Genomic DNA, 21,381 nt, shown 5'->3' with positions numbered 1-21,381 from the left:
ACGGACGCACCGGACAGGTCCGCCCTAAACCCAGCCCGCCCCCTGCGATATCCGTATCGCGTCCACCCGGTTCCGGGCGCCGGTTTTGCGATTGATCGCCGCCATGTAATTGCGCACCGTCCCACTGCTCAGATGCAGTTCACGGGCGATCTCGGAGACCGAGGCGCCGCCTGCGGCCAGCGAGAGCACGCTTAACTCACGCGGGGTCAGCGGCATGTCGGCGGCCTCCAGGAAATCCGGGCTGAGCGAATGGTCGACATAGCGCTTCCCGGCGGCGACCAGGTTTATCGCGTGCAACAGCCGGGCCGGTGGCGCGTCCTTGTCCACAAAGCCCCGCGCCCGGGCGGCGATGGCCCGGCGCAGGGTGCCGGGCCGGCAGGCGCTGGCGAGGACCAGCAGGGCGCATCCCGGGCCGCCTGGAGGGCCCGCCGAGGCCACCGAACCCGCACAGTCGCCATCGACGACGCACACCTGCGGCCGGAAGGAACGGGCTCGCCCGGGGGCACTTCTCCAGCAGGCGGCGACCGCGTCTATACCCTCCTCGTCGCGCAACAGCGCGGTGAGCGCCGAGCGCAGCAGCCGCGTTTCGTGCACCACCAAGACCCGGATCACGTTCGTCCCTTCGTTTTTGCTTCTGCGGTCTGCCCCCGTCATCGGACAGCCGCCCGGGGAACAACCGGCGATGTGGCGACAGTTACCCGACGAGCCTCTGCCGCAGCACACACTTTCGGCCCCGAACGCTGCCTTGCAGAATTGTTACGGCTGTCATTCCCGCCAGATGCATTTTCGCTGGAGATGACTGGAAACCGCGTCGTCGGACCCGGGTGTGGCCCCGTTCATTACCGCTCGGGATGGCAGGACTCCACAACACGCGGGACGGTCGGTGGGCCCTGGTGAACCCGCAGGCCGGGGCGCGGGCGGAGCTGTCGCGGCAGGGCAGTGGGCGGCCGGAGGCCGGCGGTGTTCGTAGGAACTTCACACATCAAGGGGGCGGATTCCGGAAAGCATCCAGCGCGTCAGGCGCAAAATTCCCGCCAACCTCGCGATGACCGCTTAGCGGGTTGTTTCCTGCACTTGTTACGGGTGTGACGGACGTGTCGGGTGTTTCGGTAGGGGGCGCGCGGAGTTTCCGCGCGCCCCCTGGGGGAGGTGACTCAGCACAGCAGGGTGTCGAGGAACGTATTGGAGAACACCCTTGCCGGGTCATAGGAGTTGAGGATGTCCCGGGCGGTGCGCCACTCGTCGAAGGCGGCAGGCACGCTGCCGTCCAGCGTGGCGGGGTCCCGCCACGGTCCGCTGTCCGTATAGGCCCAGCCCTTGGACCACTCGGGACGCACGGTCGCATACGACCCGGTGTAGGTCTGCCAGATCCACTGCTCCAGCTCACGGAAGAAGGGGGCGGCGCCCGGCGTACCGGGATAGGTGGCGAAGTCGAGCCACACCACCGTGTCCCACTCGGGATGGTCCCGACGGGCCCGGGCCGGGGAGAGCAGGGGACCGTCGAGCGGATCCGTACCGGTGATGCGCAGCTCGATCGGGCCGTTGACGGGATAGGAGCCGCGGGCCTGGTGAGCGGTGAGCACCTGCTGATAGCGGGAGTAGAAGTCATTCACCACCCGCTGCGCATTCGCCCGGGAGGTCAGTACCGCCCACCCCGCCTCGACGATCCGCAGCGTGGTGGGTTCGACGTACAGCAGGCTGTTCTTCGACCAGCCCCAGACGTCCCAGGTGCCGGTGACGATCAGCCCGGAGCCGACGATGGACATCGCCAGCTTGGTGAAGACGGGCGTCTTGTCGCCCCCGCCCGAGGCGATCTCTCCGAGCAGCCGCGACATCTCCTCGGTGACCCGGTTGGCGAAGGTGTAGGCGTACGGGGTGTCGATCTGCCGGGAGAGCAGCGGCTTGCTGGGCGCCAGGCTCCACACCTTCAGCCACGGCACATCGGTGAAGGGGAACCAGATCGCCTCGATGCGCCCCGTGCGGTCCAGGTAGGAGCCGATCGTGCGGCCCCCTGTACCAGGGGGACCGAAGACGGTCCCCACGTTCACGTCATACCAATTCTGGCAGCGCAGCCGGGTGTTGGCCGCGGCCGTCAGCGTCACCTCGGTGACGAAGGCACGGCCCAGGTGGACGAGGAAGGCCCGGATGTCCGGGTCGGAGCGGGAGAACGTCTTGAGCACATAGCGGTCGTCTGCCGCGCTCCAGACCACGGCGGTGAGCGAGGTGACCAGCGAGCTCAGGGTGCCGAAGCCGGAGCCTGCGGGCGGGTTCTCGGTGGCGGTGGGCACCCCGGTGCCGTGGCCGCCGATGGCCAGCACCCCGCCGATGGTCAGATCCCCGGGCGCCGTGGTGGTGGCGAGACCGAGCCCCGACTCCTCAAGGCGGGCGAGGATCCGGTCCAGGGTCGCCCCCGCCTGCGCGGTGACGCTCCCCGGATTGCTGCCACGCACACTGACCGCGGTGAGATGGGAGGTGGTGTCGACGATGACCGTACGGTTGGTGTCGGCCCCGGCGGGTACCACCAGCGGCGACCAGGTGTGGCCCTTGCCCCGTGCCCGGAGCCGGTAGCCGTGCTGATGCGCCCAGTTGGCGAGGGTGACCACATCGTCGGGCGTACGGGCCGAAGCCGTCCAGACGCCCTCGACGACGATCTCCAGCGACCAGTTCCGGAAGGCCTGCTGGGAGAGGGGAATGCCCGCGGGAAAGTCGGGCGGAGGGGTGAGAGTGGCCGTGGCGCTGCCCGCGGGGATGCGATGCGCGGGCTGTAGCCCGGCCGCCGCCGCAAGCCCCGCGGCGGCGGCCCCGGTCAGTAACGTACGGCGGGTGAGGGAGGTTCTGCGAGCGCTGTCGTCGGACATGGCTGTCCTTCCGGCACGCGGCGCGCCGCCCCGTTGCACCGCGCACGGATCGTTGGGGTGAGACCGTACGAGCGCCCCGGTGCGGTGGGGGTGTGCCGGAAGGGTAGGGTGACGGACCGTCAGTTGCAATGCCCGTGCGACGGACGGCGGATGCGACCTGCCGGGGACCGCGGATCAGGCCGCGTCGTCACGGGGCAGCAGCGAGCCCAGGGGACCGAGATCGAGATTGAGGTCCCGCATCGTGAGGCCGTAGCGCTCGCAGAGTTCCGCCATCCGGTCCTGGAGAATCATCAGCGTCAGCCCGACCCGCTCTTCCTGCTCCTCGCTCAGGCCTCCCTGGTCGACGCGGTGCAGGGCGGTCCGCTCCATCAGCTGCCGCAAGAGCTCCACGATCGTCAGCACCAGTTTGATGAGATCGCGCTCCACCGTCTCCGGATCGGTCCGCAGCCGCTGGGCGAGAGCGCTGTCCCGCCCCTGCGGCGGCTCGTCGGACGGTTCCGGCACCAGGTCGAAGGCCCGGGCCGCGGCCTGCGCCACCTCCGCGAAGGCGGGCTCCACGGGGGCGGCCGATTCATTCGTCATGGGTATCCCTTGTCATGGGCGCTGCTCGTCGGGAAAGGAAGAGGGTTTCTCACCACGGCGCCGGATCGTCGGGTGTGATCGAGCGGATGACGGCCCGCAGGTTGATGTGCACCAGGTCCACATCGGCGATCGACAGCACCACATCTCCGGTGAGCACCGCGCCACCGTTCAGCAGACGGTCCAGGAGATCGATGAGCGCGATCTGCCGCCCCGCGAGGGACTCTTCCGGGGTGAGGTCCGCCGGGGCCGGGACCTTGGCAGAGGAGACCTCGGCGTACGGGACCTCGGCGCACGCGGCCTCGGGACCATCACCCCCCATCACGCCCTCCGGCTTTCCGCGGGCGGGGTCGCGGTCGCGGTCGCGAAGGAGTACGGCGCCCATGGCCCGGTGACCTCGATACGTACGCCGGGGACACCATCGGCCAGCACCGTCAGCGCCCGGTGGAATTCCCGGAGCCGGTCCATGGGCACCAGATACGCCTCATTGGCGATGTTCTCCCCCGCGCCGGCGGCCAGTTCACCCTGCTGGGGGCGGTGTGCGACCCGGTCCCGGGCAAGGGCGGCCGCCCGGTCCCGCACCTCGTCGGCGACGGCGCCCGCCGCGCGGTAGGCATCACGCTGCGTCTGACGCCGGGCCCGGCGCTGCTGCAAATAGGCCCGGCCGGGGCTGACCGGGGGAGCGGCGGGTGCCGGGCCGTCGGAGGTGGCGGGAGCCGGGTCGGCGGCCGCGGCGCGCGGGTCCGCGTACACCTTCACCCCCAGTTCGGCATGGCCTTCGAGCCGGGAGAGCAGCGCGTCGAACTCCGCGCCGCGCTCCCGCAGCATCGACCGCACCCGGGCGTCATCCAGATACACGGTGGCCAGCCGCATGGGGAGCACCGTCGTCCTGGTGTGGGCGGCCTCGACGACCCTGTGGTGGGTACGGGCGATCTCCTCCAGCTCCGTCAGGTTCTCCAGCTGCGCCTTCATGCCCTCCTCGCTGAAGGCGTCGGCCGGGACGGACGAGACGAGCGCGGTGAGGCCGTCGGCGGACGCCGTCCGCACCCGCCCGTCCCGCAGCCCGGTGAGCCGGGGAACCGCCGTGTCGAGACCGGCGCCCGCCCGGCCGATGGCGTAGACGTACGAGCTGGACGGGGGAGCGGACTCCCGCTGCTCGGCGGGAAGACCGAGCGGCTGCTGCGGTGCTGCGGCAGCCGCGTCGTCCCCTTGAAGGTGGCTGGTCACTGCTCCTCCTCATGGTGCGTCCGGTGCCCGTCGGAGCCCTGGGGCGTGCCGATGGCCGCCCGCAGCTCGGCGAGCTCCGCGCGCAGCTGCCGGTTCTCGTCGGCCAGCGGATCGCGGCCGGTCTCCGGCGGCTGCCCGGCGGGCACCTGCTGCGGCGGGCGGGCACGGGACGAGAGCGAGGGATCGTGCTCCCACCAGTCGATGCCCATCTCCTTGGCCTTGTCGACGGAGGCGACGAGCAGCCGGAGCTTGATGGTCAGCAGCTCGATGTCGAGCAGATTGATCTGGATGTCGCCCGCGATCACGACGCCCTTGTCGAGGACGCGTTCCAGGATGTCGGCCAGGTTGGCGGACGACCCCTGCCCGCCGTACGGGGACGGACCGGAGGACGGCCCCATACGGCCGGCCAGTGAATCGGACATGATCAGCCTCGTCTGTGCGGTCGGGACGGGTCAGCGGGCGGCGGCGGTACGGCGGCCCCGGGAGGGCGGCGCCGGCTCCTCCTCGTACGCGTCCCGCTCGTCGTCGTACGCCTCCGGCTCGTCGTCGTCAGCGTCCGGCTCGTCCGGAGAGACGTCGTCCTCGTCGAGAGGTTCGTCGAGGTCGTCGTCCTCATCGCGCGGCTCGTCGAGACCCTCGTCCTCGTCGACCGGCTCATCGAGGTCGTCGTCCTCCGCCGCGGTCCCGTCCTCGTCGGCCAGGTCCTCGTCCCGCTCGTCCTCGGGCTCGATGCCCGGGTCGTCGGCGTCCTCGGCTTTTTCGTCCTCCCCGTCCTCGTCGGCCGCCTCCGCGTCGGGGTGTCCATCGCCGTCGGGGCGTCCGTCGCCGTCGGTCCCGGGCTCGGCGTTCTCCTCGTCCTGCTCCGTCTCGACGGCGTCGGCGTGCTCGACCACGACCTCGCCGTCCTGGATCTCGCCCCGCCAGCCGTCGGTGGCCTCGCCGCGCAGCATGATGAATTTGCGGTAGAGCTTGAGGTCCAGCCGTGCCCGGCGGCCCTGGGCGCGCCAGATGTTGCCGGTCTTCTCGAACAGTCCCTTGGGGAAGTACTCCAGAACCAGCAGCACCCGCGTCAGGTTGTCGGTGAGGCGATGAAAGGTCACCACGCCCTTGACCGTGCCCTTCGCGCCCTCCGTGGTCCAGGTGATGCGCTCGTCGGGGACCTGTTCGGTGACATTCGCGCGCCAGCTGCGGGTGGACTTGGCGACCTTCACCTTCCAGTTGCTGGTGGTGTCGTCGGATTTCTCGACACTGACGACACCCTTGGCGAAGGTGCTGAACTCCTGGAACTGCGTCCACTGGTCGTATGCCTCGCGGACGGGCACGCCCACATCGATGTCCTCGACGATGGTCACGCTCTTGGACTTGCCGCCGCCACCCTTGCGGCCCTTGCCGAACAGCCCCCTGACCTTGTCCTTGACGGTGTCCTTGAGGTGGGAGGCACCGGCGGTCAGCGCCGCCTGCTGCGGCGACTTGCCCTCGCCGAGCGCCGCACCGCCCTTCGCCAGGCTGTTCACCAGGCCCCCCGCGCCGCGGCCGGGTTCGGCGAGCTTGCCGACGCCCTCGCCCAGCTTGTGGCCGAGGCTGGTGACGGCGTGCTCTGCCCGTGCCTGGAGGTAGTGCTGCAACTCCTCCTTGAGCCGGCCGGCCGCCGGGCTGTTGGTCACCTCGTGCTTCACCTTGCGGAAAGTGGACTCAGCCATTGCGGCCTCCACGGTCGGCGGCCGTGCGGGCCGCACCGGGCGCCTTCTTACGGGCCCCCGAGGCGGTCTTCCGCGCCGAGGAGGTGGCGGGGCGTCCGCGGGACGCACCACCGGCGTTCTTGCCCGATGACTTCGAGCTCCCCGAGGCGCTTGACGACGAGCGGCGCGCGGTGGACCGGGCGGCGCTGCCCGACTTCTTCGCCGATGCGGCGGACGGCTTCGCGGCCGCCTTCGTGGCTGTCTTCGTGGCCGTCCTGGCGGATGCGGCGGCAGGTGCCTTGCGGCGTGGCGCGCGCTCCTCCTCGGCGTCCGCCGGGCCCTCGGCATCCTCGGCGTCGCCCCGTGCGTCGTGCTCGGGCGCCTGCTCCTCGTCGTCCGCCGCGGGACGGTCGTCGTCGTCCGTGGTCCGCTCGATCCCGCCGCTGACGTCCCGGCCCTCGTTGAGAGCCGCGGTCCGCTCGTGCAGGGAGTCGGCGAGGCCGGACATCCGCTGGGTGAGCGCGGTACCGGCCGCCGCCTTCGTGGCGTCCACCAGTTCCTTGCGCACCTGGTCGTTGAGGGGGCCCAGCACCGGCGAGTCGGCGATCAGCGTGCCCAGCTGCTTCGGATCCAGATTCAGCTTCTTGCCGGCCAGGAACAGGCCCAGACCGAGGGCCATCTTGGCTTTCTTCGTGCGCCCCAGGAAGTAGCCCCCGACGAGGGCCACCCCTATCTTGGCGTTGGTCATCATCTGTCGTACACCTCAATCTCCCCTGGTCAGGAGTCGGTACGGAGTCGTTGTCGCTGGGCCTCCAGCCACTCCAGCCGGTCCAGGAGCTCGTCCTCGCGGGAGTCGAACTCCTCGGGCCCGATGCTGCCGTCCAGCAACTGCTGTTCCAGCGCGGCCAGTTCCTCACGGACCGGCGCCGGGTCGTAGTACTCGCGCTCGGCGGTGAGCAGCACCTGATCCAGGACCCAGACCGTGCCCCGCACGGGGGCCAACGGCAGGGTCAGAAGCTGTGTGAGCAGGCCCATGGCCGATCTCCTCTCGGAGGTCAGACGAAGCTGTACGGCGGCAGCGGGCCGTGCAGGCTGAAGGTGTAGGTGTCACCGCGCTGCCCGGCCTCCTCATGGACCGCCTCCGAGAAGGCCGCGGCCTTCTCCCGCTCCACGAGGAAGGACACATTGAGGAAGTGCCGCTTGGTCGGTTCGACGTCCGCGGTGCGTACGGCGGCCGGAGCGAGCCGGGCCACGATGTCCGCCCGGGCACGTTCCTGACGGGCCTGCACCTCCTGCGAGATGAGCTCGCCGAGCGCCACCTTGTCGTCGTACGCGCCGGGGTTCTGCCGGGTACGGTCGTTGAGCTGCCGCACCTCGGCGGACTCCCGCATGATCTCCCGCAGCAGGTCGTCCTCGTCGCGCTCCACCTTGAGGTGGTACTCACGGCGGCCGTCGACCTCCGAGAGCCGCTGGAGGTAGCTGTCGCGATCCTGCTCCAGGACGGCGGCCACCTGGGCGTCGTCGGCGCCGACCAGCCCGAAGCGCATCGGCAGGGCGGCGCCGTCGGCCAATAGCCGTTCCTGAACTCCCTGGTGGGCCGCCACATCGCGGCGCTTGGCCCGGAGCTCCGGCGGTGCGTCGCTGACCACCGCGCACAGATCCTTCGTGGTGACGGTGCGCAGCTCGGCCGCGGGGTCGCCGACCCCGTTGAGGCCCGTCAGCCGCAAGGGGTGGCCGGCCGCGGTGATGGCGTAGAGGTACGTTCCCATGGCTCAGTCCTCCCGGCGGCGTGCGGTGCGACGGTTGCTTGCCGCGGAAGACTTGCGTGCCGGGCGCTCTTCCTCTTCCGCGGAGTCCTCCTGGCCCTTTTGAAGGGATTCGCTGAAGGCCTCGACGGCGCCGGTCAGCGCACCTTTCGACTTTCCTTTGGCGCCGCTCTCGGTCGCCTCACCGACCAGATCGGTGAGCTGGCTCGGCGCCTTGCGGCCGGATTCCAGATCGAGCCGGTTGCATGCCTCGGCGAAGCGCAGATAGGTGTCCACACTCGCGACGACGACTCGTACATCAATCTTGAGGATTTCGATGCCGACGAGCGAGACGCGCACAAAGGCATCGATTACCAGCCCGCGGTCGAGGATCAGCTCGAGTACATCGTAGAGATTTCCCGAACCGCTCCCGCTTGCGGGCGCGTTGGATTGCTGAATGGCAGTCATGATGGATCGTCCCTTCCAGTTGACTGGAGCGGGTCATGCGGCCGTGTGAGGTCGTGGTGGGTGGCGGGCGGCGGCCGATCTACCTGTCGATCTGGCCCCGCCCGTAGCGGCGGGTCCGCTCATATCCCACGAGTTGGCCCTGTTCATCGAGGTGGACGCGGTAGGAAGCCATCACACTCGCGGTGTCCGGCACCCTTTCGATCTCCACCACTTCCACGTTCGCCAGCCAACCGTCATCAGTGGGCTTGAGTGCCGACACCGAAGCGGGCTCGCATTGCAGCATTTGGGCAAGTTGCCCGGTGGCGTGGCGCATTGCCGTGGGGGCGGAGATCCGCTCCGGCCGCTCGTCGTGTGCTTTTTCGCGTTCCGTGTTTTCCTCGGTTGCCATGATCCCGCCTGTCGTGCGTCGTAGGGCTTTCTGTCGAAGTACGGAGGCCGTTGCTGGCGGTAGAGGATCGGGTGCCCCTGGGACTCGAACATATGCGTAGTCGCACACAGGGGGCGGCAATTCCTCTGCGCCGAAGACCGCCGTTGCCCGGCAGCACAGGGGGAACGCACAGGTGCACACGCAGCTCCCCGCGCAGGTCACCGTACGAAGCGGAAGGCGGCCACCGGCCCGACGGGCGGATCGACGGCCGGACTGACGGCCGGACCGACGAGGCACACGTTCACCGGCGGCAGGTGAAACTGCGAAGGGCAGCCCAACTCAGCGCTGCAAAAAGGTAGTTCAGAGGTCAGTCGTTACGCGCCGGCCGGCGGTTCGCCCGCGACGGCCACCTGGGCGGGGCGCAGCAGCCGGTCGCCGACCCGGTAGCCCAGCCGGAGCACCTCGGTGCAGGTCGCCTGTTCCAGCCGGTCGGTGGGGGTGTAGGTGATGGCCTCGTGGATCAGCGGGTCGAACGGGTCACCCACCTCGCCGATGGCCTGGAGGCCCAGCGTCCCGAGCTCGGTGCGCAGTTCCTCGGCGATGCGCGCGAAACCACCGGTCACCTCGCCCCGCGCGGTGGCCTCGGCGAGCGAGTCGAGCACGGGCAGCAGCCGGCTCAGCACATTGGCCACCGCGATCTCGCCGACCGCCAGCCGGTCGCGGTGCACCCGCTTCCGGTAGTTGTCGTACTCGGCCTTCAGCCGCTGGAGGTCGGCCGTCCGCTCCCGGAGTTCGGCGTGCAGCACCACCTCCGGGGGCGCCGCCCGCCCGGCGGACTCGTCCTGGCCGGAGGGCCGGCCGGTGCCCTGCTCGGTCCGGTCCTCCGGGGGGTCGGTGGCGTCGGACGGGCCCGCTTCGGGGTGCTTCGCCGTCCCGTGTCCCACGAGGGCCAGCGGCGGGTGGGGCAGGCCGTGGACATTGGTCGGGCGGTTCATCGTCCGCTGCCCTCCTGCTTGTCGTCGTCGACGATCTCCGCGTCGACGACATCGTCCTGCTCGCCGGCGGCGGCATCCGCCCCGCCCTCACCGGCAGCCGCGCCCTGGCCTCCCGAGGTGGCCTGCGCGCCCTGGGTGTCGGCGTACATGGCCTGGCCCATCTTCTGGGAGACGGCCGCGAGTTTCTCGGAGGCGGTGCGGATCTCCGCGGTGTCCTCGCCCTTGAGCTTTTCCTTCAGCTCGGTGACGGCGTCCTGGACCTCGGTCCGGACCTCGCCGGGGACCTTGTCCTCGTTGTCCTTGAGGAACTTCTCGGTCTGGTAGACGAGCTGCTCGGCCTGGTTACGGGTCTCCGCGGTCTCCCGCTTGCGGCGGTCCTCCTCGGCGTGGTGCTCGGCGTCGCGGACCATCCGGTCGATGTCGTCCTTCGGCAGCGAGGAGCCGCCGGTGACGGTCATCTTCTGCTCCTTGCCGGTGCCCAGGTCCTTGGCCGTGACGTGCATGATGCCGTTGGCGTCGATGTCGAAGGACACCTCGATCTGCGGGACGCCGCGGGGGGCGGGCGGCAGACCGGTCAGCTGGAACATCCCGAGCTTCTTGTTGTACGCCGCGATCTCGCGCTCGCCCTGGTAGACCTGGATCTGCACGGACGGCTGGTTGTCCTCGGCCGTCGTGAAGATCTCGGAGCGCTTGGTCGGGATCGTGGTGTTGCGTTCCAGGAGCTTGGTCATGATGCCGCCCTTGGTCTCGATACCGAGGGACAGCGGGGTGACGTCCAGCAGCAGGACATCCTTGACCTCACCCTTGAGCACACCGGCCTGGAGCGCGGCACCGACGGCGACGACCTCGTCCGGGTTGACGCCCTTGTGCGGGTCCTTGCCGGTCAGCTCCTTGACCAGCTCGGTCACCGCGGGCATCCGGGTCGAGCCGCCGACCATGATCACATGGTTGATATCGGCGACCTTGATCCCGGCGTCGTCCACCGCGTTGTGGAACGGGGTCTTGCAGCGCTCCAGCAGGTCGGCGGTCAGCTGCTCGAACTGGGAGCGGGTGAGCTTCTCGTCCATGTGCAGCGGCCCGTCGGCCGAGGCGCTCAGATACGGCAGATTGATCGTGGTCTCGGTCGCCGCGGACAGTTCGATCTTCGCCTTCTCGGCAGCCTCCCGCAGCCGCTGGGTGGCCATCTTGTCCTGGGACAGATCGATGCCGTACGCGTTCTTGAACTGCTTGGTCAGGTAATCGACGATCCGCTGGTCCCAGTCGTCGCCGCCCAGGTGGGTGTCGCCGTTGGTGGCCTTCACCTCGACGACGCCGTCACCGATCTCCAGCAGCGAGACATCGAAGGTGCCGCCGCCGAGGTCGAAGACCAGGATGGTCTGGTCGTTCTCCTTGTCGAGGCCGTAGGCCAGCGCGGCCGCGGTCGGCTCATTGACGATCCGCAGCACCTTCAGGCCCGCGATCTCGCCGGCTTCCTTGGTAGCGGTGCGCTGGGAGTCATTGAAGTACGCCGGAACGGTGACCACGGCGTCCGTCACGTCCTCGCCCAGGTACTCCTCGGCGTCGCGCTTGAGCTTCTGGAGCACCCGCGCGGAGATCTCCTGAGCGGTGTACTGCTTCCCGTCGATGTCGCCGCTGTCCGGGAAGCGCCACTGCGCCTCGCCCATGTGGCGCTTGACCGACCGCGCGGTGCGGTCGACGTTGGTCACGGCCTGCCGCTTGGCGACCTCGCCCACCAGCACATCTCCGCCCTTGGCGAAGCCGACCACCGACGGGGTGGTCCGGGCGCCCTCGGCATTGGTGATCACCGTGGGCTCGCCGCCCTCCAGCACACTGACCACCGAGTTCGTCGTACCAAGGTCAATACCCACTGCACGCGCCATGGTCTTCTCCTCACCTTGCGGCCCGCCCGTGGAACGGCCCGCGGAGGCCTCCTCACCTGCTGATATGGGGAGCAAGCCGCTTACTCATCTGCATAAAACGCACTGACCCACATGTCAAGATATTCCTATTCAAGGCAAAAGGCCGGTATGCGCCAACCGCTGCTCGGCGCCTTCCCGCGGCCGCTCCCGGGGCGGCACGGGCCCGGCGCCTCCCGTGCGGCCGCACCGACGCGGGCCCGATCGCTACCCCAGGGGAGTGAGGCGTCGCGGTAGCGCGCTGCACGGGCACCTGCGCGGTGCGCCCGGCGGATCACCGTCCGGGCGCACCGCGCGGGCGCGCTCACGTCGCGACAGGGGTCGAGGTCCAGGTGCCGAGGGCCATCTCGGCGGTGATGCCGGGACCGAATCCCGCCAGCAGACCCCGCTGGCCGTCGACGGCCGACGCCTCGTCGAACATCCTCGCCAGGGCGTCGAGCACCACACCGCTGGCGATATTGCCGTACTCGGTCAGCGTCGCCCGGCTGAAGCGGAACGCCTCGGGCGGCACCTCGAGGAAGTGGCACAGGTCATCCAGAATGCGCGGACCGCCCGCGTGGACGATGTAGAAGTCCAGTTCGCCCGCGTCCCATTGGTGCTCCTGCGCGATGGCGCGCAAGGCGGGGGCGAGCGGCTCCATGGTGCCGGGCACGCGCTTGTCCAACTGGAAGTGGAACCCGGTGGAGCGCACTGCGTAGGAGATCCAGTCCTCGGTGTGCGGGATCAGATACGAGCTGTTGCGCTCCAGCCGGACGCCGGTGCCGCCCTTCCCGCGGACCACGGCCGCGGCGACCGCGTCGCCGAACAGCCCGTTCGACAGCAGTGATCCCACGCCCAGATCGGTGGGCTGGTAGCACAGCGAGCAGAACTCACACGCCACGATGAGCACATTGGAGTCGGGGTATGCCGTGCAGAAGTCATGCGCCCGGTTGATCGCGGCGCCTCCCGCGGCACAGCCGAGTTGGGCTATCGGCATCTGCCGGGTCTCCGAGCGGAAGCCCAGGGTGTTGATGAGCCATGCCGTCAGGGACGGCATCATGAAGCCGGTACAGGAGACGTAGACGATCAAGTCGATCTGTGCCGGCTCCAGTTCGGCCCGGTCGAGTGCCTCGCGCACCACCGCGGGGACCCGGGCCTTGGACTCCTCCTCGTAGACCGCGCTGCGGGCGTCGAGCCCGGGATGCTTGAGCACCTTGTCGATCGGCTGGATCAAATGCCGTTTGCGTACGCCGGTGTGCTCGATCAGGCGGAGCACCAGCCGCAGCTGCGAATGATCCTTATGCATTCGTCGCGCGAGTTCGAGGGTGTCTTCCTGGGTGAGGATGTATTCAGGGACCGCGATTGCAGGTTTGCACAGAACCGCCATGGGATGGGCTCCTTGCAGACTTGTGGGCCGCTCAGGGAATTCCCGGTTTCCATTTGGGTCGAAGTCGGCCGGTGGGCCCGCCCCGGCAACCTGCCCGAAGGACGGGCAAGTTGGCATGGGCGGAACCGGCGGACTGGAGTGGCACGACCCTGGAGAGAACTATGGACGGACCATCCGTCGAAGAACGAACTCTCCCCGTGCTGGTGGATCTTCTTTCCGACTAGTAACCGTACGCCAGAGAGGTGAGTTCTGCATTCGCGGCACCGGCCCCCATTACCAGGCGACCGGCAGCTCCAGCGGATAGCGCCAGATCGAGTTCGTGTTCCAGCGCACGTCCTCGGCCGACTGGGCCAGCCTGAGCTCGGGGAAGCGCTCCAGAAGGGCGCCGAGGGCCACTTCCAGCTCCGTGAAGGCGAGCGGGGCACCCAGGCAGTGGTGGCCGCCCCAGCCGAACGTCATGTGGGACGGCCGGTCCTCGCGCTCCAGGTCCAGCTCGTCGGGCCGGTCGAACTTGCGGCCGTCCCGGTTTGCCGTCAGGTAGGAAACGTGCACGATGTCCCCGGCCCGGATCGTCACCCCGCTCAGCTCCACGTCCTCGGTGGCGACCCGGGGAATGCCGACGCCCTTACGGAAGGGGATGAACCGCAGCAGTTCCTCCATCGCCTGCGGGAGCATCTCGGGGCGGGCCCGCACCATGGCGAGTTCCTTGGGCCGGGTGAGCAGGGTGTAGGCGAGGTTGCCGATCTCGTAGGTGGTGGTGTCCTGGCCGGTGATGAGCAGCACCATGGCCAGCACGGTGAGTTCCTGGTCGTTGAGGAGCTCGTCGCCGTCGCGGGCCGTCGCCAGCGCGCTGATCAGGTCGTCTCCCGGGTGCTGGCGCCGCTTCGCGGTGAGCGTCTTGAAGTACGCCCGCATATCGGCCTTGGCGCGGACGGCGCGGTCCCGGTTCTCGACGGTGACGTTCATCATCGTCCGTGCGTGCCCGCGCAGTTGGGCGCGGTCGGCCTCGGGGATGTCGAGGACCTCGCAGATCGTCGTCAGCGGCAGCGGGGACGCCAGGCTCTCCATCAGGTCGGCCGGCGAGCCCTGCGCGGTCATCCGGTCCAGCAGGTCGTCCACGACGCGCTGGGTACGGGCCCGCATGCGTTCCACTTGACGCGGGGCGAACGCCTTGGAGACCAGGCTCCGCAGCCGGCTGCTGGCGGGCGGGTCCATCACGTTGATCGCTTCGTCCTGCACGATCGGCTCAGGAGTCATCCGCGGGAAGTCCCGGCCGATGATGGCACTGCGGCTGAAGCGCCGGTCGGTCGTCACCGTGCGCACATCCTCGTACCGGGTCACCAGCCAGGCTTCGCCCTCCCCGTAGGGCAGTTTGATGCGGGCGACCGGTTCCTCGGTCAGCAGACGCTTGAGCGTCGGATCGAATTCCAGTGCCTCGGCATAGTCGAACGGGCAGTTCCACACGGTAGCGCCGGATTCCATCATGAGCTCCCGGAGTCGGAGGTGACGAGCGGATTCACCGCCTGTGCAGGCAGGAAAGAAGGCGCATGTACGCGTACGTACCAGGCCGGCAGCCAGAAACGCGCCAATTCATCCCGGATATCGTAAACACCGGGATGCGGGAACGGCTTTACTGCCCGATCACCCTGCGGAATGACGGATGCCGCGGTCCGCCATTCCCCGGTGAATTACGCCGGAGGGCAGGCGCCCGGGGCATTGCGCCATAAGGGTGATACCCCGGGATGCTGCACCCGGCTGCTGCCCTGTCGGCAAACATGCTTGCCGATAAGGCAAAGAGGGGAGGCTCGCCGGTCTTCGCGCGGTGCCGGGGTGTGCGGCACCCAGGCACCAGCCGTCCTGGTCGCGCTGCGCTCCGCCGTGGAGGCTCACCGGTGAAACAACTGGCAAAAGGAGCAGCCCATGACGGAGCACGAGAAGGTCGTCCTGATCACCGGCGCGAGCAGCGGCATCGGCGAGGCGACCGCCCGCCGCCTGGCCGCCGACGGGCACCGCGTCTTCCTCGGTGCCCGCCGCACCGAACGACTGGAGACGCTGTGCCACGACATCAACGGCGCCGGCGGCACCGCGGCCTTCCGGCGGCTGGACGTCACCTCCGCCGAGGACATGAGGTCCTTCGTCACGGCCGCGCATGAGGAATACGGCCGGGTCGACGTCCTGGTCAACAACGCGGGGGTGATGCCGCTGTCGCCCCTGGAGGCGCTGCGGGTGGACGAATGGGACCGGATGCTCGACGTGAATGTGCGCGGGGTCCTTTACGGGATCGCCGCCGCGCTGCCCGTGATGCGGGCCCAGGGCGCCGGCCACGTCATCAATATCGCGTCGGTCGGGGCGTACGAGGTGGTGCCCACCGCCGCGGTCTACTGCGCCACCAAATTCGCCGTACGCGCCATCTCCGAGGGACTGCGCCAGGAGGCCGCGGCCGGTATCCGGGTCACCCTGGTCTCGCCGGGCGTCACGGAATCCGAACTCCCGGACAGCATCACCGATCCGGCGGCCCGGGAGGCCATGGCGTCCTACCGCGCGGTGGCCCTGCCGGCCGCCGCGGTCGCGGACACCATCGCCTTCGCCGTCAGCCGGCCACCGGAGGTCGATGTGAACGAACTGGTCGTACGCCCGGCGGCCCGTACCTGACAGCAGGACGGTCCTCGCAGTACCGGGGGCGCCACCGAGCCCGGTGGCGCCCCCGGCCCCTCCATCCGCCGGGCACGGCTCAGTTGGCCTGCCCCAGGGCATGGCCCTCGCTCGCGGCGAGTACGAACGGGTGGCCCGCGGGATCTGAATAGCGGCGGGCGTCATACGGCCCGCGGTTCTCCCGGGTCTGCAACGGCCGCGCTCCCAGGCTGACCGCCTCGCGCTCCGCCTCGTCCATGTTGTCCTGCGGGACGAGGAAGTGCAGATGTGCCTGCTGTGAGTCGTCCGGGCGGGGCCAACTGGGCGGCGCCGCGCCCCGGTCCCGTCGTATCGCGAGGTGCACCTTGTCGCTCTCGACGACCTCGATGTAGTCCGGGCTGGACCCGATCCGGACTTCTCCGCCGAGGAATTGTGCGTAGAAGTCCGCCAGTGCCGCGGGCTCCGCGCAATCCAGTACCAGGACGCTGGTCTTGGCGATGGCCATCCCGCCCCCTTCCTGTTGACGGGCCCCCGCCCGCCTCTTCCGACCGCTACCCCGAGACGGCCCCGGCACTCCGCGGACCGGGAAAGCCACACCGGACGCGGCGTGCCGGACCTTGGTTCGCGGGGCGCGCGCTGCGGATGTGGTGCCGACGGCCGGTCGCGGCAGTAGAGTCTGCTCCCATGTCGAAGCCCGACGAGCTGCTTGTCGACATCGCCGCCATGGTGGAGTCGGAGCAGAGCAATCAGATGTCTCTCACAGTGGTTGTCCAGGGCGCTGTGATCACCGGACGGCTGGCGCCCGAGAGCGTGTGGCGGCAGCGTGTGGCCGAGGTCCTGGAGCAGTCGCAGCGGCTGGGACCGTTCTCCGCCCTCTTCTGCTCGGCCGGCGCGGACACCCGCCCGCCGCGACGGAAGGAGCCGCCCACCCACCTGCATTTCCATGTGGCGAGGATTCTCCAGGGCAGCCTCGGCCTGCCCGAGACCGGCGGCATGTACCGGGTCGAGATCAAGGACGTAGGAGCCTGGACGGTGGGCGACTTCAGCTACTCCGACCACTGAGACCGTCCTGAGCTCGGAGCATTGACCCCATACAAAGCTGGGCTCCGACCGGTGCGGTCGGAGCCCACTTCGTTGTCCTGCGGTGTCCGGGCTCAGCTCGCCTGGTCACCGTCAGGCGACGACGGAGCCTGGAGCAGCGCCGACGCCTCCTCAAGAGGGGTGCGGACGGCGGGGGTCGACGAGCTACAGGTGAAGCCGAGGCGGGTCAGCGCCCGGGTCACCTCGCCGGCGGTGAAGTCGCGGCGGTCCTGCCGGGTGATGACCTCGCCTACCTGCTTGACAGGGTAGTTGCGGCCACCGATGAGTACCGAGTCACCCGTGATGGGTTCGGGCTCGACACCCTTCATCGAGTCCTGCACCTCGGTCTTGATCAGGTCGAAGGGGAAGCGGGCGATGACGCAGCGCATAGTGCCTCTACAGGGTCGAAACGAACCGGAATCGGACTGACGGCGGAGCGGGAAAAGCGCGGTGTACGAACCGTACGGCTTCCGAGCTACGAGGTCGTGCCGGCCGAGCGCCGACGCTGCGGCGTCCCGGACGTGGTCCGGGGCGTTCCCGTACCGGAGGACCGACGGGCCTGGGCGGAGCGGCTGCGCCGGCCACGGGTCGAGGACCCGCTGCGCTTCGGGCGTTCGACGACCGGCGCGGCGATGGTGACGGGAATACCGGAGGGAGCCTGGGCACCGGTGATACGGGTCAGCTCGGCCTCGCCGGAGCGCACCTGGGTGGACTGCGGCGTGATCCCCGCGTCCGCCATCAGCCGGTCCATCTCGCGGCGCTGGTTGGGCAGGACGAGGGTGACCACGCTGCCGGACTCCCCGGCGCGGGCGGTGCGACCGCCGCGGTGCAGGTAGTCCTTGTGGTCGGTGGGCGGGTCGACGTTGACGACGAGGTCGAGGTTGTCGACGTGGATGCCGCGGGCGGCGACGTTGGTGGCCACCAGGACGGTGACATGGCCGGTCTTGAACTGGGCCAGGGTGCGGGTGCGCTGGGGCTGGGACTTGCCGCCGTGCAGGGCCGCGGCGCGGACACCGCTGTGCAGCAGGTGCTTGGTGAGCTTGTCCACCGCGCGCTTGGTGTCCAGGAACATGATCGACCGGCCTTCGCGGGCGGCGATCTCGGTCGTGGTGGCGTGCTTGTCGGCGTCGCGGACGTGCAGCAGGTGGTGTTCCATCGTGGTGACGGCGCCCGCCGACGGGTCGACGGAGTGCACCACCGGGTCCGTCAGATAGCGCCGGACCAGCAGGTCGACGTTGCGGTCCAGGGTGGCCGAGAAGAGCATCCGCTGCCCCTCGGGGCGCACCTGGTCGAGCAGCGCGGTCACCTGCGGCATGAACCCCATGTCGGCCATCTGGTCGGCCTCGTCAAGCACCGTGATGCCGACCTGGTTCAGACGGCAGTCACCGCGGCCGATGAGGTCCTTGAGCCGCCCGGGAGTCGCGACGACGACCTCGGCGCCACCGCGGAGTGCGCTCGCCTGGCGGCCGATCGACATGCCGCCGACGACTGTGGCCAGCCGCAGCGACAGCGCCCGGGCGTAGGGGGTGAGGGCGTCGGTGACCTGCTGTGCCAGCTCCCGGGTGGGGACCAGGACCAGGGCCAGCGGCTTGGTGGGCTCGGCGCGCTGCCCGGCGGTGCGGGCCAGCAGGGCCAGCCCGAAGGCGAGGGTCTTGCCCGAGCCGGTGCGGCCACGGCCCAGTACGTCCCGCCCGGCCAGCGAATTCGGCAGCGTGGCGGCCTGGATCGGGAACGGGGCCGTCACCCCTTCCGAGGTCAGCGACGTCAACAGCGCGGCCGGCATGTCGAGTTCGGCGAAGGACTCGGCCGGCGGCAGCGCGGGGGTATGCGTGACGGGCAGGGCGAACTCTCCCTGCGGCGCGGGCCGGCGCCGCTTGCCACCGCCACCGGAGCGGTTGGCGGCCTGCGAGCGGTAGCCGCCACGGCCGGAACCGGCCGAGCGGGTACGGGAGGAACGGTCGTTCGGGCGAGATGCGCGGTTCATGGAGAACCTTCCTCGATGCGGTACGTCGAGGAATTCCCGGCAGCTGTCAGCCGCACACAGGAGAATCGCAAAACGGACCGGAGAAAACAGATGGAACGCGGCGGGACGGAATCGACCGCCGGCGCGAGAAAAGAGTTCGCCGAAGAGCGGCGAAGGTGTTGCCGGATCGGGAAGCCGGGCGGGGCGCCGTGCTGTCGCAGCGGGCCGCGTGGTCCGGTACCGGACGGGTTGCTCCGTGTCGCCGGCGCGGCCGTGACGGCACGCGCGGCGTATTCCGGGCAACGAGCTGGGGCCCGCACCCAAGGTGCGGGCCCCAGCTGCGATGTATACGTCGGCGTCAGGCAGGGAGAATGTTCTCGGCCTGCGGGCCCTTCTGGCCCTGGGTGACGTCGAAGGTGACCTTCTGGCCTTCCTGGAGCTCACGGAAGCCCTGGGTGGCGATGTTCGAGTAGTGGGCGAAGACGTCAGCGCCGCCACCGTCCTGCTCGATGAAGCCGAAACCCTTTTCCGAGTTGAACCACTTCACGGTACCGGTAGCCATGTTTATCTCCTTCGGGGGCAGTGCCGGGGCCGCACTGTGCGGACCCCGCGTCGCCGCGATGATTGCCCCGTCCGGAAAAACCGGAAATACAAAAGCGCTCCCGCCGACCTGGAAGGGCGGCGGGGGTGCGAGAAGTCTTTGGGAACCACAACCACAACTGCAACTGAGATCGACAGTAGCACGGCACGAGCAGCCGTGCGCAGCTGTTGCCCCGCCATTTCCGGACCCGGAAACCTTGCTGACCTGCCGAGTTCTCCGGCGGTTCGGCGAGCCCGGGCCGCCGGACGGCAAGGTGGGAAGGGGCCGGGGCCCGGTGGCCGTCCGGCGTGGGACAGGGACCGTACGGCCCCTGTCCTGCGCGCCCGGCGCATTCCAGGCTGGAGGTGTCACGGGCCGGGTGACGTCGGTCCGGGTACCGAGGAGGCATCATGCAGAACACTCCGCACCTCGTCAGCGATGTGATGACAGGCACCGTGGCCGCGGTCGACCGGGAGGCGCGGTTCAAGGAGATCGTCGAGACCATGGAGCGGTGGCAGGTCAGTGCGCTGCCGGTGCTGGCGGGGGAGGGCCGGGTGGTCGGTGTGGTCTCGGAGGCCGATCTGCTGCCCAAGGAGGAGTTCCGGGAGTCCGACCCCGACCGCCTGGAGCAGCTGCGGCGGCTCGACGATGTGCGCCGGGCGGGCGCGCTGACCGCGGGGGAGCTGATGACCGGCCCCGCGCTCACCGTGCGGGCCAATGCCACGCTGTCCCAGGCGGCCCGGACCATGGCGCGCGGCTCCGTCAAACGGCTGCCGGTGGTGGACGGACACGGGGTGCTCCAGGGCATCGTCAGCCGCGCCGACCTGCTGAAGGTCTTCCTGCGCTCGGACGACGACCTCGCGGAGGAAGTCCGCTACGTCGTGGGGGAGCTGTTCACGACGCCCGTGAAGGATCTGCGGGTCACGGTCGTCGACGGGGTGGTCACGCTCAGCGGCCGGGTCCGGGACACCTCGCTCATCCCGGTGGCCGCCCGCCTGGTGCGCGCGGTGGAGGGCGTCGTGGACGTGGAATTCGATGTCACCGTTCCGACTGCCGCCCGGACCCGGACGCCGATGGCGGGCCCGCAGCGCTGACGGGACCGTTCGCCGGCTCTCGCAGGCGGGCGCCGCAAGCTCCGGACGGCCGGGAGCGGGCGCGACAGCGGGCCGTACCGAGGAGGTGTCATGGCGCACAGCCCGTACACCGTCGGTGACGTGATGACCCGGGCCGTGGTCGCGATCGGCCAGGAGGCGCGGTTCAAGGAGATCGTCGAGGTCATGGAGCGGTGGCAGGTCAGTGCGCTGCCGGTGCTGGCGGGGGAGGGGCGGGTGGTCGGTGTGGTCTCCGAGGCGGATCTGCTGCCCAAGGAAGAGTTCCGGGGGGCGCAGCCGAGCCGGCTGGAGCAGGCGCGGCGGCTGGACGACGTACGCAAGGCCGGCGGGCTGACGGCGGGGGATCTGATGAGCGCGCCCGCGCTGACCGTGCACGCCGGGGACACCCTGGCCCAGGCGGCGCGGACGATGGCGTTCAAGTCGGTGAAGCGGCTGCCCGTGGTCGACGGTCAGGGGCTGCTCCAGGGCATCGTCAGCCGCGCCGACCTGCTGAAGGTCTTCCTGCGCCCGGACGAGGACCTGGCGGCGGAGATACGTACGGAGATCATCGGCCGGCTGTGCCCCGAGGTCCCCGACCGGCCGGCGGTCAGCGTCACCGACGGGGTGGTCACCCTCAGCGGCACGCTCCGCGACCCGTCGCTGCTGCCCGTCACCGCCCGTCTGGTGCAGGCGGTCGAGGGCGTCGTGGACGTGCGGTTCGACGTCACCAGGCCGGCGCCCGCCGGGCCGGAGCGCCGGGCGGGCCACGGCTGACGACTGCTTTCGGCCACGGCCGCCGCGGGACCGTGCGGCCTGGCAGGCCCCTGCGAGAGGGG

24 protein-coding genes are annotated in these 21,381 nt (G+C 69.8%); 4 read left to right on the top strand and 20 right to left on the bottom strand.

Annotated features, from left to right (window positions below; genetic code table 11):
• Positions 1 to 24: 24 nt before the first annotated feature.
• The 16 genes from CP981_RS03035 to CP981_RS02960 all read right to left on the bottom strand — a co-directional run bounded on the left by CP981_RS03035 (position 25) and on the right by CP981_RS02960 (position 14,682).
• The gene (locus CP981_RS03035; protein ID WP_085925898.1) at positions 25 to 612 is read right to left on the bottom strand and encodes a response regulator transcription factor; all 588 of its coding nucleotides are present in this window, start codon (positions 610 to 612) and stop codon (positions 25 to 27) included.
• A gap of 542 nt (positions 613 to 1,154) precedes the next feature.
• Positions 1,155 to 2,858 (bottom strand): cholesterol oxidase substrate-binding domain-containing protein, encoded by a 1,704-nt coding sequence (locus tag CP981_RS03030; RefSeq protein WP_085925897.1) that lies wholly within the window; start codon positions 2,856 to 2,858, stop codon positions 1,155 to 1,157.
• Between the two features lie 174 nt (positions 2,859 to 3,032).
• Positions 3,033 to 3,440: a gas vesicle protein K gene (locus tag CP981_RS03025; RefSeq protein ID WP_085925896.1), complete on the bottom strand. Its 408-nt coding sequence runs from the start codon at positions 3,438 to 3,440 to the stop codon at positions 3,033 to 3,035.
• A 49-nt stretch (positions 3,441 to 3,489) separates the two neighbouring features.
• Positions 3,490 to 3,759: a gas vesicle protein gene (locus tag CP981_RS39465; protein WP_085925895.1), complete on the bottom strand. Its 270-nt coding sequence runs from the start codon at positions 3,757 to 3,759 to the stop codon at positions 3,490 to 3,492.
• Complete coding sequence (locus CP981_RS03015; RefSeq protein ID WP_085925894.1) at positions 3,759 to 4,664, bottom strand: GvpL/GvpF family gas vesicle protein; 906 nt, start codon at positions 4,662 to 4,664, stop codon at positions 3,759 to 3,761. The genes CP981_RS39465 and CP981_RS03015 overlap by 1 nt, the downstream gene beginning before the upstream one ends.
• Positions 4,661 to 5,086, bottom strand: coding sequence for a gas vesicle protein (locus CP981_RS03010; RefSeq protein WP_085925893.1), 426 nt, complete (start codon positions 5,084 to 5,086; stop codon positions 4,661 to 4,663). The genes CP981_RS03015 and CP981_RS03010 overlap by 4 nt, the downstream gene beginning before the upstream one ends.
• Before the next feature lie 30 nt (positions 5,087 to 5,116).
• A complete protein-coding gene (locus CP981_RS03005; protein WP_085925908.1) occupies positions 5,117 to 6,364 on the bottom strand; it encodes an SRPBCC family protein in 1,248 nt (415 codons plus the stop codon).
• Positions 6,357 to 7,094, bottom strand: coding sequence for a hypothetical protein (locus CP981_RS03000; protein WP_208852885.1), 738 nt, complete (start codon positions 7,092 to 7,094; stop codon positions 6,357 to 6,359). Before CP981_RS03000 ends, CP981_RS03005 begins: the two co-directional genes overlap by 8 nt.
• Positions 7,095 to 7,120: 26 nt before the next feature.
• A complete protein-coding gene (locus CP981_RS02995) occupies positions 7,121 to 7,378 on the bottom strand; it encodes a gas vesicle protein GvpG (RefSeq protein ID WP_085925892.1) in 258 nt (85 codons plus the stop codon).
• A gap of 20 nt (positions 7,379 to 7,398) precedes the next feature.
• Positions 7,399 to 8,112 carry a GvpL/GvpF family gas vesicle protein gene (locus CP981_RS02990; RefSeq protein WP_085925891.1) on the bottom strand — a complete coding sequence of 238 codons (714 nt, stop codon included), beginning with the start codon at positions 8,110 to 8,112 and terminating at the stop codon, positions 7,399 to 7,401.
• 3 nt (positions 8,113 to 8,115) lie between these two features.
• A complete protein-coding gene (locus CP981_RS02985) occupies positions 8,116 to 8,556 on the bottom strand; it encodes a gas vesicle structural protein GvpA (RefSeq protein ID WP_085925890.1) in 441 nt (146 codons plus the stop codon).
• 79 nt (positions 8,557 to 8,635) lie between these two features.
• Positions 8,636 to 8,944: a gas vesicle protein GvpO gene (locus CP981_RS02980; RefSeq protein ID WP_085925889.1), complete on the bottom strand. Its 309-nt coding sequence runs from the start codon at positions 8,942 to 8,944 to the stop codon at positions 8,636 to 8,638.
• A gap of 353 nt (positions 8,945 to 9,297) precedes the next feature.
• Positions 9,298 to 9,918, bottom strand: a complete 621-nt coding sequence (gene grpE / locus CP981_RS02975) for a nucleotide exchange factor GrpE (RefSeq protein ID WP_085925888.1) — start codon at positions 9,916 to 9,918, stop codon at positions 9,298 to 9,300.
• Positions 9,915 to 11,798 carry a molecular chaperone DnaK gene (gene dnaK, locus CP981_RS02970; RefSeq protein WP_085925887.1) on the bottom strand — a complete coding sequence of 628 codons (1,884 nt, stop codon included), beginning with the start codon at positions 11,796 to 11,798 and terminating at the stop codon, positions 9,915 to 9,917. The genes grpE and dnaK overlap by 4 nt, the downstream gene beginning before the upstream one ends.
• 340 nt (positions 11,799 to 12,138) lie before the next feature.
• On the bottom strand, positions 12,139 to 13,200 hold the full coding sequence (locus CP981_RS02965; protein ID WP_085925886.1) for a type III polyketide synthase: 1,062 nt from the start codon (positions 13,198 to 13,200) through the stop codon (positions 12,139 to 12,141).
• Between the two features lie 273 nt (positions 13,201 to 13,473).
• Positions 13,474 to 14,682, bottom strand: a complete 1,209-nt coding sequence (locus CP981_RS02960) for a cytochrome P450 (RefSeq protein WP_085925907.1) — start codon at positions 14,680 to 14,682, stop codon at positions 13,474 to 13,476.
• 438 nt (positions 14,683 to 15,120) lie between these two features.
• On the opposite strand from CP981_RS02960, the gene CP981_RS02955 reads away from it, so the two are divergent.
• Complete coding sequence (locus CP981_RS02955) at positions 15,121 to 15,852, top strand: SDR family oxidoreductase (RefSeq protein ID WP_085925885.1); 732 nt, start codon at positions 15,121 to 15,123, stop codon at positions 15,850 to 15,852.
• A 79-nt stretch (positions 15,853 to 15,931) separates the two neighbouring features.
• Here CP981_RS02955 and CP981_RS02950 read toward each other — a convergent pair whose 3' ends face one another.
• The gene (locus tag CP981_RS02950) at positions 15,932 to 16,336 is read right to left on the bottom strand and encodes a VOC family protein (protein WP_085925884.1); all 405 of its coding nucleotides are present in this window, start codon (positions 16,334 to 16,336) and stop codon (positions 15,932 to 15,934) included.
• Positions 16,337 to 16,515: 179 nt separating this feature from the next.
• Here CP981_RS02950 and CP981_RS02945 point away from each other — a divergent pair, with 179 nt between their 5' ends.
• The gene (locus CP981_RS02945) at positions 16,516 to 16,893 is read left to right on the top strand and encodes a hypothetical protein (protein ID WP_085925883.1); all 378 of its coding nucleotides are present in this window, start codon (positions 16,516 to 16,518) and stop codon (positions 16,891 to 16,893) included.
• 92 nt (positions 16,894 to 16,985) lie between these two features.
• On the opposite strand, the gene CP981_RS02940 is transcribed toward CP981_RS02945, so the two are convergent.
• The 3 genes from CP981_RS02940 to CP981_RS02930 form a co-directional block, all read right to left on the bottom strand.
• Positions 16,986 to 17,300, bottom strand: coding sequence for an SCO5918 family protein (locus CP981_RS02940; RefSeq protein WP_085925882.1), 315 nt, complete (start codon positions 17,298 to 17,300; stop codon positions 16,986 to 16,988).
• Positions 17,301 to 17,386: 86 nt separating this feature from the next.
• A complete protein-coding gene (locus CP981_RS02935) occupies positions 17,387 to 18,895 on the bottom strand; it encodes a DEAD/DEAH box helicase (RefSeq protein ID WP_085925881.1) in 1,509 nt (502 codons plus the stop codon).
• Positions 18,896 to 19,232: 337 nt separating this feature from the next.
• Positions 19,233 to 19,436, bottom strand: a complete 204-nt coding sequence (locus CP981_RS02930; protein WP_042152846.1) for a cold-shock protein — start codon at positions 19,434 to 19,436, stop codon at positions 19,233 to 19,235.
• A 428-nt stretch (positions 19,437 to 19,864) separates the two neighbouring features.
• Here CP981_RS02930 and CP981_RS02925 point away from each other — a divergent pair, with 428 nt between their 5' ends.
• Together CP981_RS02925 and CP981_RS02920 are read left to right on the top strand one after the other, a co-directional pair.
• Positions 19,865 to 20,548: a CBS domain-containing protein gene (locus tag CP981_RS02925; RefSeq protein WP_085925880.1), complete on the top strand. Its 684-nt coding sequence runs from the start codon at positions 19,865 to 19,867 to the stop codon at positions 20,546 to 20,548.
• Positions 20,549 to 20,638: 90 nt separating this feature from the next.
• Positions 20,639 to 21,319, top strand: a complete 681-nt coding sequence (locus tag CP981_RS02920; protein ID WP_085925879.1) for a CBS domain-containing protein — start codon at positions 20,639 to 20,641, stop codon at positions 21,317 to 21,319.
• The last annotated feature ends 62 nt before the right edge of the window (positions 21,320 to 21,381 follow it).

The organism is Streptomyces platensis, from assembly GCF_008704855.1.
In the GTDB taxonomy this organism is placed as follows: Bacteria; Actinomycetota; Actinomycetes; order Streptomycetales; family Streptomycetaceae; genus Streptomyces; species Streptomyces platensis.
Note: the sequence above shows the minus strand (reverse complement) of the source record. Positions and strands in the feature narration are given on the sequence as shown.

Excerpts from the sequence above, each read along its gene's own strand:
- CP981_RS03030 (WP_085925897.1), bottom strand. The coding sequence starts at position 2,858 with ATGTCCGACGACAGCGCTCGCAGAACCTCCCTCACCCGCCGTACGTTA.
- CP981_RS03025 (WP_085925896.1), bottom strand. The coding sequence starts at position 3,440 with ATGACGAATGAATCGGCCGCCCCCGTGGAGCCCGCCTTCGCGGAGGTG.
- CP981_RS39465 (WP_085925895.1), bottom strand. The coding sequence starts at position 3,759 with ATGGGGGGTGATGGTCCCGAGGCCGCGTGCGCCGAGGTCCCGTACGCC.
- CP981_RS03010 (WP_085925893.1), bottom strand. The coding sequence starts at position 5,086 with ATGTCCGATTCACTGGCCGGCCGTATGGGGCCGTCCTCCGGTCCGTCC.
- CP981_RS03005 (WP_085925908.1), bottom strand. The coding sequence starts at position 6,364 with ATGGCTGAGTCCACTTTCCGCAAGGTGAAGCACGAGGTGACCAACAGC.
- CP981_RS03000 (WP_208852885.1), bottom strand. The coding sequence starts at position 7,094 with ATGATGACCAACGCCAAGATAGGGGTGGCCCTCGTCGGGGGCTACTTC.
- CP981_RS02995 (WP_085925892.1), bottom strand. The coding sequence starts at position 7,378 with ATGGGCCTGCTCACACAGCTTCTGACCCTGCCGTTGGCCCCCGTGCGG.
- CP981_RS02990 (WP_085925891.1), bottom strand. The coding sequence starts at position 8,112 with ATGGGAACGTACCTCTACGCCATCACCGCGGCCGGCCACCCCTTGCGG.
- CP981_RS02985 (WP_085925890.1), bottom strand. The coding sequence starts at position 8,556 with ATGACTGCCATTCAGCAATCCAACGCGCCCGCAAGCGGGAGCGGTTCG.
- CP981_RS02980 (WP_085925889.1), bottom strand. The coding sequence starts at position 8,944 with ATGGCAACCGAGGAAAACACGGAACGCGAAAAAGCACACGACGAGCGG.
- grpE (WP_085925888.1), bottom strand. The coding sequence starts at position 9,918 with ATGAACCGCCCGACCAATGTCCACGGCCTGCCCCACCCGCCGCTGGCC.
- dnaK (WP_085925887.1), bottom strand. The coding sequence starts at position 11,798 with ATGGCGCGTGCAGTGGGTATTGACCTTGGTACGACGAACTCGGTGGTC.
- CP981_RS02965 (WP_085925886.1), bottom strand. The coding sequence starts at position 13,200 with ATGGCGGTTCTGTGCAAACCTGCAATCGCGGTCCCTGAATACATCCTC.
- CP981_RS02960 (WP_085925907.1), bottom strand. The coding sequence starts at position 14,682 with ATGGAATCCGGCGCTACCGTGTGGAACTGCCCGTTCGACTATGCCGAG.
- CP981_RS02955 (WP_085925885.1), top strand. The coding sequence starts at position 15,121 with ATGACGGAGCACGAGAAGGTCGTCCTGATCACCGGCGCGAGCAGCGGC.
- CP981_RS02950 (WP_085925884.1), bottom strand. The coding sequence starts at position 16,336 with ATGGCCATCGCCAAGACCAGCGTCCTGGTACTGGATTGCGCGGAGCCC.
- CP981_RS02945 (WP_085925883.1), top strand. The coding sequence starts at position 16,516 with ATGTCGAAGCCCGACGAGCTGCTTGTCGACATCGCCGCCATGGTGGAG.
- CP981_RS02940 (WP_085925882.1), bottom strand. The coding sequence starts at position 17,300 with ATGCGCTGCGTCATCGCCCGCTTCCCCTTCGACCTGATCAAGACCGAG.
- CP981_RS02935 (WP_085925881.1), bottom strand. The coding sequence starts at position 18,895 with ATGAACCGCGCATCTCGCCCGAACGACCGTTCCTCCCGTACCCGCTCG.
- CP981_RS02930 (WP_042152846.1), bottom strand. The coding sequence starts at position 19,436 with ATGGCTACCGGTACCGTGAAGTGGTTCAACTCGGAAAAGGGTTTCGGC.
- CP981_RS02925 (WP_085925880.1), top strand. The coding sequence starts at position 19,865 with ATGCAGAACACTCCGCACCTCGTCAGCGATGTGATGACAGGCACCGTG.
- CP981_RS02920 (WP_085925879.1), top strand. The coding sequence starts at position 20,639 with ATGGCGCACAGCCCGTACACCGTCGGTGACGTGATGACCCGGGCCGTG.